Origin of the sequence: Rhodococcus jostii NBRC 16295 (assembly GCF_001894825.1) — a bacterium.
Classification (GTDB): domain Bacteria; phylum Actinomycetota; class Actinomycetes; order Mycobacteriales; family Mycobacteriaceae; genus Rhodococcus_F; species Rhodococcus_F jostii.
This window is the reverse complement of record NZ_BCWY01000010.1, coordinates 133,564-148,187: the sequence shown is the minus strand read 5'-3', so window position 1 is coordinate 148,187 and position 14,624 is coordinate 133,564. Positions and strand designations below refer to the sequence as shown.

General features: G+C 69.0%; 12 protein-coding genes and 1 riboswitch. Of the genes, 4 read left to right on the top strand and 8 right to left on the bottom strand.

All coding sequences use genetic code 11. The features are described 5' to 3' along the window. Positions 1–5 precede the first annotated feature (5 nt). Genes RJ1_RS09680 through cobG form a run of 3 tightly spaced genes read right to left on the bottom strand, consistent with a single transcriptional unit; the run spans position 6 to position 3,289 of the window. Positions 6–1,508 carry a precorrin-2 C(20)-methyltransferase gene (locus RJ1_RS09680; protein ID WP_073359728.1) on the bottom strand — a complete coding sequence of 501 codons (1,503 nt, stop codon included), beginning with the start codon at positions 1,506–1,508 and terminating at the stop codon, positions 6–8. Further along, positions 1,505–2,131: a precorrin-8X methylmutase gene (locus RJ1_RS09675; protein WP_073359727.1), complete on the bottom strand. Its 627-nt coding sequence runs from the start codon at positions 2,129–2,131 to the stop codon at positions 1,505–1,507. Before RJ1_RS09675 ends, RJ1_RS09680 begins: the two co-directional genes overlap by 4 nt. Before the next feature lie 24 nt (positions 2,132–2,155). Beyond that, positions 2,156–3,289: a precorrin-3B synthase gene (cobG, locus tag RJ1_RS09670; RefSeq protein ID WP_073359726.1), complete on the bottom strand. Its 1,134-nt coding sequence runs from the start codon at positions 3,287–3,289 to the stop codon at positions 2,156–2,158. 9 nt (positions 3,290–3,298) lie between these two features. After that, a riboswitch (cobalamin riboswitch) is annotated at positions 3,299–3,438 on the top strand. A 54-nt stretch (positions 3,439–3,492) separates the two neighbouring features. Between cobG and cobN the strand changes: the two genes are divergently transcribed. The 3 genes from cobN (at position 3,493) to RJ1_RS09655 (ending at position 9,066) form a co-directional block, all read left to right on the top strand. Continuing rightward, positions 3,493–7,095 (top strand): cobaltochelatase subunit CobN, encoded by a 3,603-nt coding sequence (gene cobN, locus RJ1_RS09665; RefSeq protein ID WP_073359725.1) that lies wholly within the window; start codon positions 3,493–3,495, stop codon positions 7,093–7,095. Between the two features lie 31 nt (positions 7,096–7,126). Beyond that, complete coding sequence (locus RJ1_RS09660; protein ID WP_073359724.1) at positions 7,127–7,522, top strand: PPOX class F420-dependent oxidoreductase; 396 nt, start codon at positions 7,127–7,129, stop codon at positions 7,520–7,522. A 143-nt stretch (positions 7,523–7,665) separates the two neighbouring features. Further along, a complete protein-coding gene (locus RJ1_RS09655; RefSeq protein ID WP_240320093.1) occupies positions 7,666–9,066 on the top strand; it encodes an FAD-dependent oxidoreductase in 1,401 nt (466 codons plus the stop codon). Here RJ1_RS09655 and RJ1_RS09650 read toward each other — a convergent pair. After that, positions 9,046–9,717, bottom strand: a complete 672-nt coding sequence (locus RJ1_RS09650; protein WP_240320095.1) for a TetR/AcrR family transcriptional regulator — start codon at positions 9,715–9,717, stop codon at positions 9,046–9,048. The two genes, RJ1_RS09655 and RJ1_RS09650, sit on opposite strands and share 21 nt — an antisense overlap. Positions 9,718–9,794: 77 nt before the next feature. On the opposite strand from RJ1_RS09650, the gene RJ1_RS09645 reads away from it, so the two are divergent. Beyond that, positions 9,795–10,982 carry a DUF418 domain-containing protein gene (locus tag RJ1_RS09645; RefSeq protein ID WP_073359765.1) on the top strand — a complete coding sequence of 396 codons (1,188 nt, stop codon included), beginning with the start codon at positions 9,795–9,797 and terminating at the stop codon, positions 10,980–10,982. Here RJ1_RS09645 and RJ1_RS09640 read toward each other — a convergent pair. From RJ1_RS09640 to RJ1_RS09625, 4 genes are all read right to left on the bottom strand, one after another. After that, positions 10,951–11,301 carry an ANTAR domain-containing protein gene (locus RJ1_RS09640; protein WP_073359766.1) on the bottom strand — a complete coding sequence of 117 codons (351 nt, stop codon included), beginning with the start codon at positions 11,299–11,301 and terminating at the stop codon, positions 10,951–10,953. The two genes, RJ1_RS09645 and RJ1_RS09640, sit on opposite strands and share 32 nt — an antisense overlap. Continuing rightward, positions 11,298–11,504, bottom strand: coding sequence for a hypothetical protein (locus RJ1_RS09635; protein WP_073359723.1), 207 nt, complete (start codon positions 11,502–11,504; stop codon positions 11,298–11,300). Before RJ1_RS09635 ends, RJ1_RS09640 begins: the two co-directional genes overlap by 4 nt. A 219-nt stretch (positions 11,505–11,723) precedes the next feature. After that, positions 11,724–13,085 carry a metallopeptidase TldD-related protein gene (locus tag RJ1_RS09630; RefSeq protein WP_073359722.1) on the bottom strand — a complete coding sequence of 454 codons (1,362 nt, stop codon included), beginning with the start codon at positions 13,083–13,085 and terminating at the stop codon, positions 11,724–11,726. Further along, positions 13,082–14,602: a TldD/PmbA family protein gene (locus RJ1_RS09625; RefSeq protein WP_073359764.1), complete on the bottom strand. Its 1,521-nt coding sequence runs from the start codon at positions 14,600–14,602 to the stop codon at positions 13,082–13,084. The genes RJ1_RS09630 and RJ1_RS09625 overlap by 4 nt, the downstream gene beginning before the upstream one ends. Positions 14,603–14,624 lie beyond the last annotated feature (22 nt).

Below are 14,624 nucleotides of genomic sequence, written 5' to 3'. Positions count from 1 at the left end.
GGAACTCAGCCCGGATAACGCCGGGGCGTGAAGACCCTCGTCCCGTGTTCGTTCTCGACGACGGTCGTCATGGAGGAGCCGACGATGAGAAGGCACCGCATGTCGATCTCGGCGGGGTCGAGGTCCGCGAGCCGCACGACCCGCACCGACTCCTCCGCACCGGCCACGTCGCGGCCGATGATCACCGGGGTGTCGGGGGAGCGGTGCTCGAGAACGAGGTCGCGCATCGCGGCGACCTGCCAGGTGCGCGACTTCGACGCGGGGTTGTAGACGGCGAAGGCCATGTCCGCGCTCGCGACCGCGGAGATCCTCTGCGCCACGACGTCCCACGGCTTGAGCCGGTCCGACAGCGACAGGACGGCGTAGTCGTGTCCGAGGGGAGCGCCGACCCGGCTCGCCACGGCGTTCGCGGCGGTCATGCCGGGCAGGACCCGGACCGGAACACCGCGCCACTGTTCCTCGGCCGCGACTTCGAGCACGGCGGCGGCCATCGCGAACACACCCGGGTCGCCGGACGACACGACGGCCACGCGGGCGCCGTTCTTCGCCAGGTCGAGTGCCATCGCGGCGCGTTCGGCCTCGACCCGGTTGTCGCTGGAGTGGCGGCGCTGGCCGGGACGTTCGGGAACCCGGTCGATGTAGGGGCCGTAGCCGACGAGGTCGGTGGCCAGTGACAGTTCGTGCTGCACTTCCGGTGTCGTCCACGCCTGGTCGCCGGGTCCGAGCCCCACGACGACGAGTTCCCCGGCGGGCGGCGCGTCGCCGCGGCGCGTGTTCGACGGACTCGGCACGATGGCGATCGAGAAGTACGGGACGTCGCCGTCCGAGACGTCGTCGGCGGCGTCGATCCTCTGCCGGGTGGTGCTGGCCCGCTCGACGTACCAGGTCTCGTCGATGCGCCCGGAGTCCTTCAGCGCCTGCCGCACGGCGGGGTAGGTGCGTCCGAGTTTCAGGATCGCCGCGGCGTCGGTCTCGCGCAGACGCCGTGTCAGCTCGCCCTGCGGGAGGGTCCCGGGGAGGACGGTGAGAATTTCCTCGCCCTCGACGAGCGGCATCGCGAGTGCGGCCGAGGCGGCGCTGATCGACGTGACTCCGGGAATCACCTCGGCGTCGAAGCGCTGCGCCAGCCTCTTGTGCATGTGCATGTACGAGCTGTAGAACAGCGGGTCACCGGCGGCCAGCAGCGCCACGGAACGCCCGGCCTCGAGGTGGGCGGCGAGCCGCTGCGACGCCTCCTCGTAGAACTCGTCCATCGCGCCGTGATAGCCGCCGGGATGGTCGACGGTCTCGGTGGTGACCGGGTAGACGAGATGCTCCTCGATCTGGCCCTCGCGCAGGTACGGCGCCGCGACCCCGCGGGAGATGCTCTTGCCGTGCCGGGCGCTGTGGAACGCCACCACGTCGGCCTCGGCGATGACCCGCGCCGCCTTGACCGTCACCAGTTCCGGGTCGCCCGGTCCGATGCCGACGCCCCACAGTTTCCCGGTGGCACGCTGTTCGGAGCTCATTCGACCTCGCTCGCAATCGCATTCAGGGCCGCCGCCGTGATGGCACTGCCGCCGCGGCGGCCGCGGACCACCAGATAATCGAGTCCGCTCGGGTGCTCGATCAACGCTTCCTTCGATTCCGCGGCACCGATGAACCCGACCGGACCGCCCACGATCGCTGCGGGCCGGGGTGCACCGGACTCGATCATGTCCAACAGGTAGAACAGGGCGGTCGGGGCGTTGCCGATCGCCACGACGGCGCCGTCGAGTTTGCTGCCCCACAGTTCGAGCGCGGCGGCGGAACGGGTGTTCCCGATCTGTTCCGCCAGCACCGGCACCCGCGGATCACGGAGCGTGCAGAGGACCTCGTTGTCCGCCGGGAGACGTTTGCGGGTGACGCCGGCGGCGACCATCTGCGCGTCGCACAGGATCGGGGCGCCGCCCGCCAGCGCCGCGCGGGCGGCCTTCACGACACCGGGGGTGAACGCGACGTCGTCCACGAGATCGACCTGACCGCTCGCGTGGATCATGCGGACCACGGCCTGCGAGACGTCCTCGGGAAAGGCACTGAGATCCGCCTCGGCGCGGATCGTGGCGAAGGACTGGCGGTAGATCTCCGCGCCGTCTCGGATGTACTCGATCATCCGCTCACGATAGAGGGACCGCGTTCACGGCTCCTCCACCCGGTAACCCGTCTCGGTGGCGACGACGTCGGCGACGTCCCCCTTCGGTCGCCCGCAGCACCGTTCGCAGCCCGACCAGTGCTGCCGGCCCTCCACCGGGAGTTCACCGCTCCCGACGGCGTCCCGCGCGTCGGAGCGGACATCGGCCAGTGCCTTCTCGCAGCCGGGTTGCCCGGTGCAGGCACTCACGCTCAGCCAGGGTGAGTTCTCGTCGAAGATCAGGCCCAGCGGGGCGAGGACGCGCACCACCTGCTCGGCGGTCCACTCGTCGAGGTCGCACAGCAGCACCGATTTCCACGGCGTGACGATCACCGGCTTCTCGACCGCGGCGAGGAACTCCGCCAGCCGGGCGTCGAGGATCCCGAACGCCAGACCGCCGCCGAGAGTCACATTGCCGTCCGGTTGGTCGAGCCACCCGATGGGCGGCCGGTGCTCGTCGAATCCGCTCACCGGGTCGGCGGTCGGAGCGAGCGTCAATGCCGACAGGGTCTGTTCGACCCCGTCGGCGATTTCGGACAGCCGCCAGTGCCGATCGCGCAGCTCCAGGAAGACGCGGGCGGCGTCGAGTAGCACGGACACCGCCTCCGTGGTCGTGATCCGGGCGCCGCTGTCCCGGCCCGCGAGGACCAGGGCGACCTCCGTCTCGCCGACCGCGTGGACGCCGAAGTCGCCGCCGAGCGCAGAGACGTCGCCGCGCCCGTCGTCGAGGGTGAACAGGGTGCGGCCGGGCAGTTCCGCCAACGCGGAATCCGCGCACAACTCCCGGTCGAGCTCGGCGACCAGATCACGCAGGTCCGCGAGACCGCCGATCCGGCCGGTCAGCGGCGAGACCAGGATGTTGCGCACCCGCTCGTGCGTCTCCGACGGCAGAAGGCCCACGTCGGCGAGACGCCGGGCGAACTCCTGCGGGTCGCGGACCGCCCGCAGCTGAGCGTTGCCGCGGGACGTCAGTTCGATCTCACCGTTCCCGAGGTCGCGAGCCGATTCCGTGAGGGCCTGCAGCTGGGTGGAGGTCAGCACCCCTCCGGGGAGGCGGACCCGGGCGAGCGCACCGTCGGCGGCCTGGTGGACCTGCAGCGCGCCGGGGCACGCGTCGGGGCGGGAACGGGAGTCGACCATGGTCCCAGGTTACGTCCGGCCCCAGGTAGCATCACCTGCACTTGCGACAGCAGGAGAGGAAACCGGTGAAAATCCGGTGCGGTCGCGCCACTGTGAGCCCGCCGAACCCGGTGTGCGAGCCAGACCCTCACCTGCGTCGTCCGACCTACGGTTCCGCACGGAACCACTGCCACGGGGCGCGACACCCCAGGAAGGCTCCACCCGTGATCCTGCTGCTCTCCACCTCCGACACCGACCTGCTCAGCGCACGCGCCAGCGGGGCGGACTACCGCTGGGCCAACCCGGCCCGGCTGCTGGTCGAGGAGGACCTGCCGGGACTGCTCGACGGCGCCGACCTGGTGGTCGTGCGCATCCTCGGCGGCCGCCGGGCGTGGGAAGAGGGCCTCGACGCCGTCCTGGCCAGCGGACTGCCGGTGGTGGTCCTCGGTGGTGAGCATGCCCCGGACGCCGAACTGATGGAGTGCTCGACCGTCACCGCCGGTGTCTCGGCGGAGGCACACAACTACCTCGCCGAGGGCGGCGCCGACAACCTCGCGCAGCTGCACCACTTCCTATCGGACACCGTGCTGCTGACCGGTCACGGGTTCGAGGCACCTGTCCACCTGCCGAGCTGGGGGGTCGCGCCCTTCGCTCCCGACGCCGACCCGGGCCGCCCCACCATCGCCGTCCTCTACTACCGCGCCCAGCACCTGGCCGGGAACACCCGCTACATCGAGGCGCTGTGCGAGGCGATCGAGGCGGCCGGCGGCACCCCGCTGCCGATCTTCTGTGCGTCGCTGCGCACCGCCGAACCGGAGTTGCTGCAGACGCTGCGCCGCGCGGACGCGATGGTGGTCACCGTGCTCGCCGCCGGCGGCACCAAACCGGCCGGCGTCTCGGCCGGTGGCGACGACGAGGCGTGGGACGTCGCCGCGCTGGCCGCGCTGGACGTGCCGATCCTGCAGGGGCTGTGCCTGACCAGCAGCAGGGAGTCGTGGGAGTCCAACGACGACGGATTGTCGCCGCTCGACGTCGCCACCCAGGTCGCGGTCCCCGAGTTCGACGGCCGGCTGATCACGGTCCCGTTCTCGTTCAAGGAGATCGACGCCGACGGACTGTCCACCTACGTCCCCGACGCCGAGCGCGCCTCCCGGGTCGCGGGCATCGCGGTCCGGCACGCCCGCCTCCGCCACATTCCCGCGCCGGAGCGCCGGATCGCGCTGATGCTGTCGGCGTACCCCACGAAGCACGCCCGCATCGGCAACGCCGTCGGTCTCGACACCCCGGCCAGCGCGATCCGGTTGCTCACCGAGATGCGGTCCGCCGGCTACGATTTGGGCCCGGAGGACGGACCCGACGCCGTGCCGGGGCTGGCCGCCCGGGACGGTGACACGCTGATTCACGCCCTCATCGCCGCCGGCGGCCAGGACCCGGACTGGCTGACCGCGGAGCAGCTCGAGGGGAACCCGATCCGGATCTCCGCGGCCCGCTACCACGAGTGGTTCTCGGCGTTGCCCGCCGAGCTGCGGGAGGGCGTCGAAGAACACTGGGGTCCCGCCCCGGGTGAACTGTACGTCGACCGCTCCCAGGACCCGGCCGGTGAAATCGTCATCGCCGCAATGCAGTTCGGCAATCTCGTGCTGATGGTGCAGCCGCCGCGCGGGTTCGGGGAGAAGCCGGTCGCGATCTACCACGATCCCGACCTGCCGCCGAGTCACCACTACCTGGCCGCCTACCGGTGGATCGCGGCCGACGCTGCCTCGGGCGGTTTCGGGGCCGACGCGGTGGTGCATCTCGGCAAGCACGGCAACCTCGAGTGGCTGCCCGGCAAGACGCTCGGCATGTCCGCCTCGTGCGGCACCGACGCCGCGCTCGGCGACCTGCCGCTCATCTACCCGTTCCTCGTCAACGATCCGGGGGAGGGCACGCAGGCGAAGCGCCGTGCCCACGCCACCCTGGTCGACCACCTGATCCCGCCGATGGCCCGCGCCGAGAGCTATGGCGACATCTCGCGACTCGAGCAGCTCCTCGACGAGCACTCGAACATCTCCGCGCTCGACCCGTCCAAGTTGCCGGCCATCCGCCAGCAGATCTGGACGCTGATGCGCGCCGCGAAGATGGACCACGACCTCGGACTCGAGGAACGGCCCGACGAGGACGTGTTCGACGACATGCTGTTGCACGTCGACGGCTGGCTGTGCGAGATCAAGGACGTCCAGATCCGGGACGGACTCCACATTCTCGGCGAGGCGCCGCGCGACGACGCCGAGGTCGAACTGGTACTCGCGATGCTGCGGGCCCGGCAGATGTGGGGCGGGGAGCAGAACGTCCCCGGACTCCGCGAGGCACTCGGCCTCAGCGAGGACGGCGACGAATCCCGCACCCGCGTGGACGACATCGAGCGGCAGGCGCATGCGCTGGTGCAGGGCATGCACGACGCCGACTGGCAGCCCGACGCCGCCGACACACTCACCGAAGACGCCACCGTCGCGAAGATCCTGCGGTTCGCGGCCACCGAGGTGGTTCCGCGGCTGCGGGAGACCGACAACGAGATCGCCCAGGTGCTGCACGCGCTCGACGGCGGATTCATCGCCGCCGGACCGAGCGGTTCGCCGCTGCGCGGGCTGATCAACGTGCTTCCGACGGGCCGGAACTTCTACTCCGTCGACCCGAAGGCCGTGCCGTCCCGGCTCGCTTGGGAAACCGGTCAGGCGATGGCGGAATCGCTGTTGGACCGCTACAAGTCGGATCACGGCGAATGGCCGCGGTCGGTGGGACTGTCGGTGTGGGGCACGTCCGCGATGCGCACCTCCGGCGACGACATCGCCGAGGTGTTCGCGCTCCTCGGGGTCCGCCCGGTGTGGGACGAGGCGAGCCGCCGAGTCGTGAACCTCGAGGTGATCGACCTCGAGGAACTGGGCCGGCCGCGCATCGACGTCACCGTCCGGATCAGTGGGTTCTTCCGGGACGCGTTCCCGCACGTCCTGGCACTGCTCGACGACGCCGTCCGGCTCGTCGCCGCACTGGACGAACCCGCGGAGAGCAACTTCGTCCGCGCCCACGCGCAGGCGGATCTCGCCGAACACGGCGACGAGCGTCGCGCGACCACCCGCATCTTCGGGTCCAAGCCGGGCACGTACGGGGCCGGACTGCTGCAGCTGATCGACTCCAAGAGCTGGCGCGGCGACGCCGACCTCGCCGACGTGTACACCACGTGGGGAGGCTTCGCGTACGGCCGCGGACTCGACGGCGCCCCCGCCGCCGACGACATGCGGACGGCGTACCGGCGGATCACCGTGGCGGCCAAGAACACCGACACCCGTGAACACGACATCGCCGACGCCGACGACTACTTCCAGTACCACGGCGGCATGGTCGCGACCGTGCGGGCGCTCACCGGGAAGTCGCCCGAGGCCTACATCGGCGACAGCACCCGGCCCGAGTCGGTGCGCACCCGAACCCTGTCGGAGGAGACATCGAGGGTGTTCCGCGCCCGCGTAGTGAACCCGCGGTGGCTCGAGGCGATGCGCCGCCACGGATACAAGGGCGCGTTCGAGATGGCGGCCACCGTCGACTACCTGTTCGGGTACGACGCCACCACCAACGTCGTCGCCGACTGGATGTACGAGAAACTCGCCGAGACCTACGTGCTCGACGAGCAGAACCGCAAGTTCATGGAACAGTCCAACCCCTGGGCCCTGCACGGCATCGCCGAACGGCTCCTCGAGGCGGCCGAGCGGGACATGTGGGAGCACCCCGAACAGCAGACCCTCGACGGACTGCGGCAGGTGTACCTCGAGACCGAGGGCGAACTCGAAGGCGACTGACCAACCGTCCGGCTCCGCGGTTCGGTCTAGCATGGGCCGGGTGACCACAGAATTCGACCGGGTGTCGTCCGCGAAGTATGTCCTGCTCACCACGTTTCGGAAGGACGGCACCCCGGTGGCGACGCCGCTGTGGGCCGCGGCCGACGGCGACCGCCTGCTGATGTGGACCGTCACCGACTCCTACAAGGTCAAACGCATCCGTCGTAACCCGGAGGTGACGGTGGCGGCGTGCGACGCGCGCGGCAAGCCGAAGGGTCCCGGCGTTCCCGCCCGCGCCGTCATCCTCGACGCCGCCGGCACCGATCACACGCGGGACGTGATCGCCCGCAAGTACGGCATCCTCGGCTGGCTCACGATGAAGGGCAGCCTCCTGCGGCGCGGAAAGACGGGCACCATCGGTCTCGCCGTCACGGCCGACGACCGGTAGCCCCGGGAACGGGCTACACGAAGCGCAACCCCCTCAGGGGTCGATGTGGTCTCCCTGGGGTGGGGGAGGGCCACCCCAGGGGGCCTGGTGGCGTGCCGGCTCGGGGATCACGGTGGAGATGTCCCGTAGAAGGAAGTCCCACCATGAACCGCCACATCGTCCTGCACGAGCGATCGCAGAGACTGAATGCCCCTCGCCGGGACGCACATGCGGTCGTCATCGGGGGCAGCATCGCCGGCCTGCTCGCGGCCCGCGTCCTGGCGGACTACTTCGGCACGGTGACGATATTCGAGAAGGACCCACTGGTCGACGGCGCCGAACCTCGACCGGGAGTCCCCCAGGGCCGTCACGTCCACAGCATCTGGAAGCGCGGCCTGAGCCTGATGGAGGAGTCCTTCCCCGGTCTCACCGCCGAACTGATCGAGGGAGGATCGGCCGAAGTCGAAATGACGAAAGACTTCGCCTGGTACCACCGCGGCGTGTGGAAGCTGCGGGTACCGAGCGGAATCGTCATCACCTGTCAGACCCGACCGTTCCTCGAATGGCACATCCGTCGGCGGGTGTGCCAGATCTCCAACATCGGTCTCGTCGATCGGTGCTACGTCAAGCGATTCGTCACCGACACCACGGCGGGCCGGATCACCGGGGTGGTGGTCCAGTCGCGTGGAGTGGGTGCCACCGAGGAGACTGTGGCCGCCGACCTGGTTGTCGATGCGAGTGGTCGCGGTTCCCGGACGCCGCGCTGGCTCGAGGAGTTGGGGTACGGCCGCCCCGAGATGTCGGTCATCGACGTCGATGTCGGCTACGCGACACGGTTCTATGCCCGACCGCCGATCGAGGACTGCCCGTGGAAGGCGCTGATCATCGCGCCCACCCCGCCGGACGGAACACGGTTGGGTGTCATCTTTCCCGTCGAGGGTCAGCGCTGGATCGTGATGCTCGGCGGCTGGAACGGTGACCACCCGCCGCGCGACGAGGACGGCATTCTCGAATTCGCGCGCAATCTCGAGGCGCCCGACATCTACACGTTCATGCGCGACGCGGAGCCCTTGACGCCAATCGTCGGGTACAAGTTTCGCGCCAACGTCCGCAGGCACTATGAACGGATGCGGCGCTTCCCGGGCGGTCTGATCGTGCTCGGCGACAGCCTGTGCAGCTTCAACCCCATCTACGGTCAGGGAATGACCACCAGCGCTCTGGATGCGATGACGTTGCGGGAATGTCTCGAACGCGGCGTCCGCAAGGGGGAGACCATCGACGCGATGGCCCACCACTTCCTGAAGAGAGTGCCGAGGAGGCTCGAGGCGCCGTGGAGGATGGCTGCAGGGGAAGACATGAACTGGCCTGGAACACAGGGTGATGCGCCGTTCGGTACCCCGTTCATGAACTGGTACTTCGGTAGGGTGCATGCCCTCGCGGCCCGCGATCCGCAGGTGCTGGTCCGATTCGTGCGTGTCGCGAACATGATCGATTCGCCGGTCCGGGTCTTCCACCCGAGGGTCCTGGCGCCGGTCCTCACCCGATCAGCACGAGGACGCAGGTGAGCCAAACCTAAGTTGTTGGTAGGGTTCGCGCGTGCCCACCGAATGCGTCCCCGTCCCGTTGGCTGGTCGGGCCAGACTGCGGAGGTGCTCGGCGATCATGCGCTGCGCGGTGTCCGGGGTGTCGGTGTCGCCGAGCAGGACGTGCATCGCCGCGCCGTCGACGAGTGCGTGCAGGCGCATCGCCTCGGTATCGACGTCGATGTCGGGCGCGATCAGGCCCCGTTGAGCGAGACCCGTGAGGATTACGGCGCACGCACCACGGAGTTGCCGCTGGGCATCGAGGGCGATCTCTTTCAGTTGGGGATGGGCGGGGCTCTCGGCGACGAGGGCCAGGTTCACTTCCATTTCGCAGCGCCGGCGGTCGTCGAGGGGGAGTAGTTCGTCCAGCACGGCCAGCGCGCGTTGCCACGGGTCGGCGATCGAGGTGTGGGCCTGCGCCCGCGCACGGACCCGGGTCGCGACGAGTTGCATCGAATAGGCGAGAAGTTCGGCCTTGCTGGCGAATACGTGCCTCAGCGAACCGCTCGAGATTCCTGCCTCGGCGGCCACGTCGCGTACGGACACCGCGCCGATGCCGTCGCGCTGGATCACCCGCCACACGGCCTCGGCGATCTCCTGTTGCCTCTGGTTGTGGTCGATAAGCCTCGGCACCCCATCATGCTAACACGATCGTGTTAGCATAACCTTTGCTGGCACGATCGTACTAATAAACCATGGGGGTCGAACGCATGACGTCGCAACGATCGAGTTCCCACCGCTACGCCGCGCTCGACGTGATGCGCGGAGCCGCGATCCTGGGCACACTGGGCACCAACATCTGGATCTTCACCAACGTCGAGGGGCTTGTCGGCTACATAGGCGGCACCGGTCGGGCGACCGGCGGGTGGGCGCCGGTGCAGGCCGTGCTGCAGCAGTTCGCGCAGGGAAAGTTCCTCGGCCTGCTCACGATCATGTTCGGCATCGGATTGGTGATCCAGCAGCGTTCCGCCCAGCGGCGGGGTCTGCGGTGGCCCGGCGGGTACCCGTGGCGCGCGGGGCTGCTGATGTTCGACGGTGCGCTGCACTTCCTGCTGTTCACCGAGTTCGACGTCCTCACCGGGTATGCGCTGACCGGGCTGGTCGTCGCCTTCATCCTGACCGCGGGTATGCGCGCGCAACGAGTGTGGATGGTGTGTGCGGTGACCGTTCACCTGGCGATGCTGGCGCTCGTGGTCGCGGCGGTGTCCTCGGCGCCGACGCGGGAACCGCAGACACTGTCGCCGAATCCCTACGCCGACGGCAGTTTCCGGGATCTCGTCGTCTTTCGCGCCGACAATCTGCTGCTGTTCCGCCTCGAGGTGATCTTCATCCTGACGTTGTCGATCGCGCTGTTTCTCTTCGGCGCACACCTTTTCGGGGCACGCATCCTCGATTCGGACCGCGGTGCTCTCCGACGCCGCCTGATGATGGCGGGACTGGTGGTGGCGCTCCCGCTCGACTTCGCGCTCGGACTCTTCGGCGGGGATGCGGGCCTGCTCCTGGGCAGGTACGGAACCGCGCCGGTGGTGGCGTTGGGGCTTCTCGCCGCGATCGCGCACCGCTACGCCGATGGGCGTGAACCCGGCGTGACCGGCCGCGCACTGTCGAGTGTCGGCCGGGCCGCGCTCAGTTGCTATGTGCTGCAGAACATCCTGTGCTCGATCGTCTGCTACGGGTGGGGTTTCGGACTCGCCGCCCGGTTGGACGGCACCACCGTCGTTCCGGTCACCGTCGTGTTGTTCGGCGCCGTCTCGGCAACCCTGATCGTCGTGTCCCGCCTGTGGCTGCGGCGGTTCGACCGCGGGCCACTCGAATGGCTCACGCACCGGGGCTGCGAGCGTCTGACCGGGGCGGACAGAAAGCGCGTCACCGCGCCAGCAGTGTCGTCCATTCCGTGAACTCGAGAGCGTACGACGGTGTCGGGGTCGTCACCGAGGGGCACGGCTGCCGCCGGGTCGCCAACTCCACCAACGACTTCGCTGCCCGCAGCACACTGACGTGGTGATGTCGGGACACGTCGAGCAACTCCTCGAATGCCTCCGTGTCTCCATAACCGCGAGTGGCGATGAGAATGCCCTTCGCGGTCGCGAGAACCTCACGTCCGTCCGGGTGGCGGTGCGGAATCGAATGTGCCGGCGGCGCTGCCGCCTCGAGTACGTCGTTCGACAAAGTGATCTCCTGGGTTGTGGTGCTTCGCTGATTTCTCGGGGCGGTTATACCGCTGCCACCATCAGCGCCGTGGCGAGGACGACGATCAGCCCTCCCGCCGCGGCGGCCAGAACTGAACCGGTGATGATGCCGATACCGGTCGCGCAGACGAGGCATACGAACGTCGTCAGTGCTACGTCGGCGAGACCGAAACGTCTCGCCGCCCCGGTGGGGCTGTGGAGCGCCTCGCGGGTGCGAGTGTCGGAGTGCATGAAACCTCCTGGTCGGACGTGCAAGGGCGGTACTCGGCGCATGCGCCGACAACGCGGCGACGCGATGAGTGGTGGCCCCTCTTTCTGGAGACCTGAATATGACATCCGCGGCGAAACGTCTCTGGAGTGAGAAATCTCATATGCGTGATGTCTGCAGCATTTATAACGGAAAGCGCACGGGCTGTCACCTAGACGAGCGTCCGCATAGAAACCCGCGTCTCAGAGCGCCTTGCTGACCGAGGACATGTGGAAATCCGGAATGCGTAGCGGTGGCATCGCGGTGCGGGTGAACCAGTCCTTCCACTCGCGCGGCAGCGTCCGCTCGGTGGCGCCGGCCTGAGTGACCCTGCGCAGCAGATCGAGGGGGCTCTCGTTGAACCGGAAGTTGTTGACGGCGCCCGTGACCTTCCCGTTCTCGACGAGATAGACGCCGTCCCGCGTCAAGCCCGTGAGCAGCAGCGTGGCGGGGTCGACCTCCCGGATGTACCAGAGGGTGGTCAGCAACAGCCCGCGTTCGGTCTCGGCCACCATCTGGTCCAGCGACACGGAGCCGCCCGCGTCGAGGATCAGGTTGTCACCGGGCACGGTCACCTCGGCACCGAACTCTTTCGCCGCCGCCCGCGGGTACGCGAGGGCGTTCACGGTGCCGTCGCGAACCCAGTCCACCCGGCCCGCGTCCATGCCGTTGTCGAAGACGGACAGCGATTCGGACGACGACCCGGCGACGACGAACGGCGCGTACTCCAGGCCGAGCGCGGCCGGATCGGAAGTGAGGGCCAGTGGGAGTGCACTCAGCTTCTCCCCGATCCGGGTGCCTCCGGGCGCCGACAGGGCGGAATGCCCCTCTTCCGCGGCCCGGCCCTCCATGGTCCACAGGAGGTAGATCATGAGGTCCGCGACCGCGGAGGGCGGCAGGATCGTCTCGTAGCGGCCCGCGGGCAACTCGACCCGGTTGCGGGCCCAGTCGAGGCGGGTCGACAGGTCCTGAAGCAGCTTCACGCTCGCCACATCCGTGAAGTCCTTGGTGCTGGTGCCCACCCACGCGCTGGCGTCGCCGCGTTTGCCGTTGATCTCGACGGACCCGGTCGGCTGGGCGAACCGGCGCCGGATGCCCGTCGACGTGCCCAACCAGGTGGTGTGCAACTGGTGATGGGCGAAACCGAAGAGCTGGTCGTCGCCGTCGAAGCCCATGCTCAGATCCTGGGCCAGCTGTTCGAACGCGCCGATCTCGGTGCGCTCCGCCGAATCCTCCCAGCGCTCGTCGGTGTCGGAACCGGTGAGCAAGGGCATCGCATCCGAGGCGGGTGTGGCTGCGCGGGCGGCGATTTCGGCCGAACGCACCACGCCGTCGATGTCTGCGGCGTCGACGCTCGCGGACGTGACGATGCCGACCCTCGCGTCCTCACCTGCCCGGACGATCGAGATCACCGTCCAGCTGCGCGACGTGGACACGCCGTTGGTGGTCATCGAGTTGCCCGCCCACCGGAGGGACGCCTCGCTGGCGTCGGTGACGATCACGATGGTCTCGTCCACGGTGGCGCGGGCGAGGACCTGCTCGACGACTTGCTGCGGTGCGATCATCGGCCGCCTTCCGTCCGAGTGTTCAGTACGTTCACGCCGCGGAAGAGCGCCGACGGGCAGCCGTGGCTGACGGCCGCGACCTGACCGGGCTGCGCCTTGCCGCAGTTGAAGGCGCCGCCGAGCTGCCAGGTGGACCGGCCGCCGACGGCGTCCATCGAACCCCAGAAGTCCGTGGTGGTGGCCTGGTACGCGACATCGCGGAGTTGCCCGTCGAGTTTTCCGCCGCGGATGCGGTAGAACCGCTGACCGGTGAACTGGAAGTTGTAGCGCTGCATGTCGATCGACCAGGACTTGTCGCCGACCACGTAGATGCCGTCCTCCACACCGGAGATCAGCTCGTCCGTGCTGCGATCGGTGTCGGGATCGGGCTGCAGCGACACGTTGGCCATCCGCTGGATCGGAACGTGGTGCGGCGAGTCGGCGTACGAGCAGCCGTTGGAACGCTCCAGCCCGAGTCGCGGCGCGAAGGCCCGGTCGAGTTGGTAACCCACGAGAAGCCCGTCGGCGACCAGGTCCCAGGACTGCGTTGCGACGCCCTCGTCGTCGTAGCCGACGGTGGCCAGCCCGTGCCGCTCGGTCCGGTCGGCGGTGACGTGCATGATCGGTGTGCCGTAGCGCAGCGTGCCGAGCAGGTCGGGGGTGGCGAACGACGTCCCCGCATAGGCGGCCTCGTAGCCGATGGCGCGGTCGTATTCGGTGGCGTGCCCGATGGACTCGTGGATCGTCAGCCACAGGTTGGTGGGGTCGATCACCAGATCGGTGGGGCCGGCCACCACGGTCGGGGCCTTCACCTTCTCGGCGAGGAGATGGGGGATCTCCGCGAGTTCACCGGTCCAGTCCCACACGCCGTCGCCGGCGACGTACTCCCATCCACGGCCGACCGGGGGCGCGAGGGTGCGCATCGTCTCGAACACTCCCGCCGACTGGTCGACGGTGGTGGCTTCGAGTTGCGGATGCAGCCGCACCCGCTGCTGGACGATGGACGATCCGGCGAGGTCGGCGTAGAACGTCTGCTCCTTCACCTGCAGGCATCCGGCGGTGACGTGGTCGACGCCGTCCGCCGCGAGTAGCCTGCGGGAGTATTCACCGAGCAGCGAGATCTTTTCGGAGGCGGGCACTTCGAACGGATCGACGTCGTACTCGGACACCCAGTGGACGTCGGTGTACATCGGTTCGTCGGCGAGTTCGACGTGCTCCCGGTTGAGTCCGCGCAACGCGCGGGCGACGGCCACCGCCTGCTCCGCCGTCGCGGCGGCGGTCGCGGGAGTCAGCTCGGCGTGCGAGGCGAAACCCCAGGTGCCGTCGACGACGACGCGCACCGCGAAGCCGAGTTCGTTGGTGTCGACCGCCGACTGCACCTCGCCGTCCCGCAATCGCAGGGACTGGCTGGTCAGGCGGTGCACGCGCAGGTCGGCGTGCGACGCCCCCGCCGCACGGGCCGCGGTCAGCGCCGCGTCCGCCAGCGAACGCAGGGGGAGGGCAAGGAATTCCGGATCAACCTGTCGTGGAGCCGTCACCTGGACCACCGTAGTCGGTCGC

Bases quoted from the DNA above. Each gene is read 5' to 3' on its own strand.
- RJ1_RS09680 (WP_073359728.1), bottom strand. From the start codon at position 1,508: ATGAGCTCCGAACAGCGTGCCACCGGGAAACTGTGGGGCGTCGGCATC.
- RJ1_RS09675 (WP_073359727.1), bottom strand. From the start codon at position 2,131: ATGATCGAGTACATCCGAGACGGCGCGGAGATCTACCGCCAGTCCTTC.
- cobG (WP_073359726.1), bottom strand. From the start codon at position 3,289: ATGGTCGACTCCCGTTCCCGCCCCGACGCGTGCCCCGGCGCGCTGCAG.
- RJ1_RS09660 (WP_073359724.1), top strand. From the start codon at position 7,127: ATGGGCCGGGTGACCACAGAATTCGACCGGGTGTCGTCCGCGAAGTAT.
- RJ1_RS09655 (WP_240320093.1), top strand. From the start codon at position 7,666: ATGAACCGCCACATCGTCCTGCACGAGCGATCGCAGAGACTGAATGCC.
- RJ1_RS09645 (WP_073359765.1), top strand. From the start codon at position 9,795: ATGACGTCGCAACGATCGAGTTCCCACCGCTACGCCGCGCTCGACGTG.
- RJ1_RS09635 (WP_073359723.1), bottom strand. From the start codon at position 11,504: ATGCACTCCGACACTCGCACCCGCGAGGCGCTCCACAGCCCCACCGGG.
- RJ1_RS09630 (WP_073359722.1), bottom strand. From the start codon at position 13,085: ATGATCGCACCGCAGCAAGTCGTCGAGCAGGTCCTCGCCCGCGCCACC.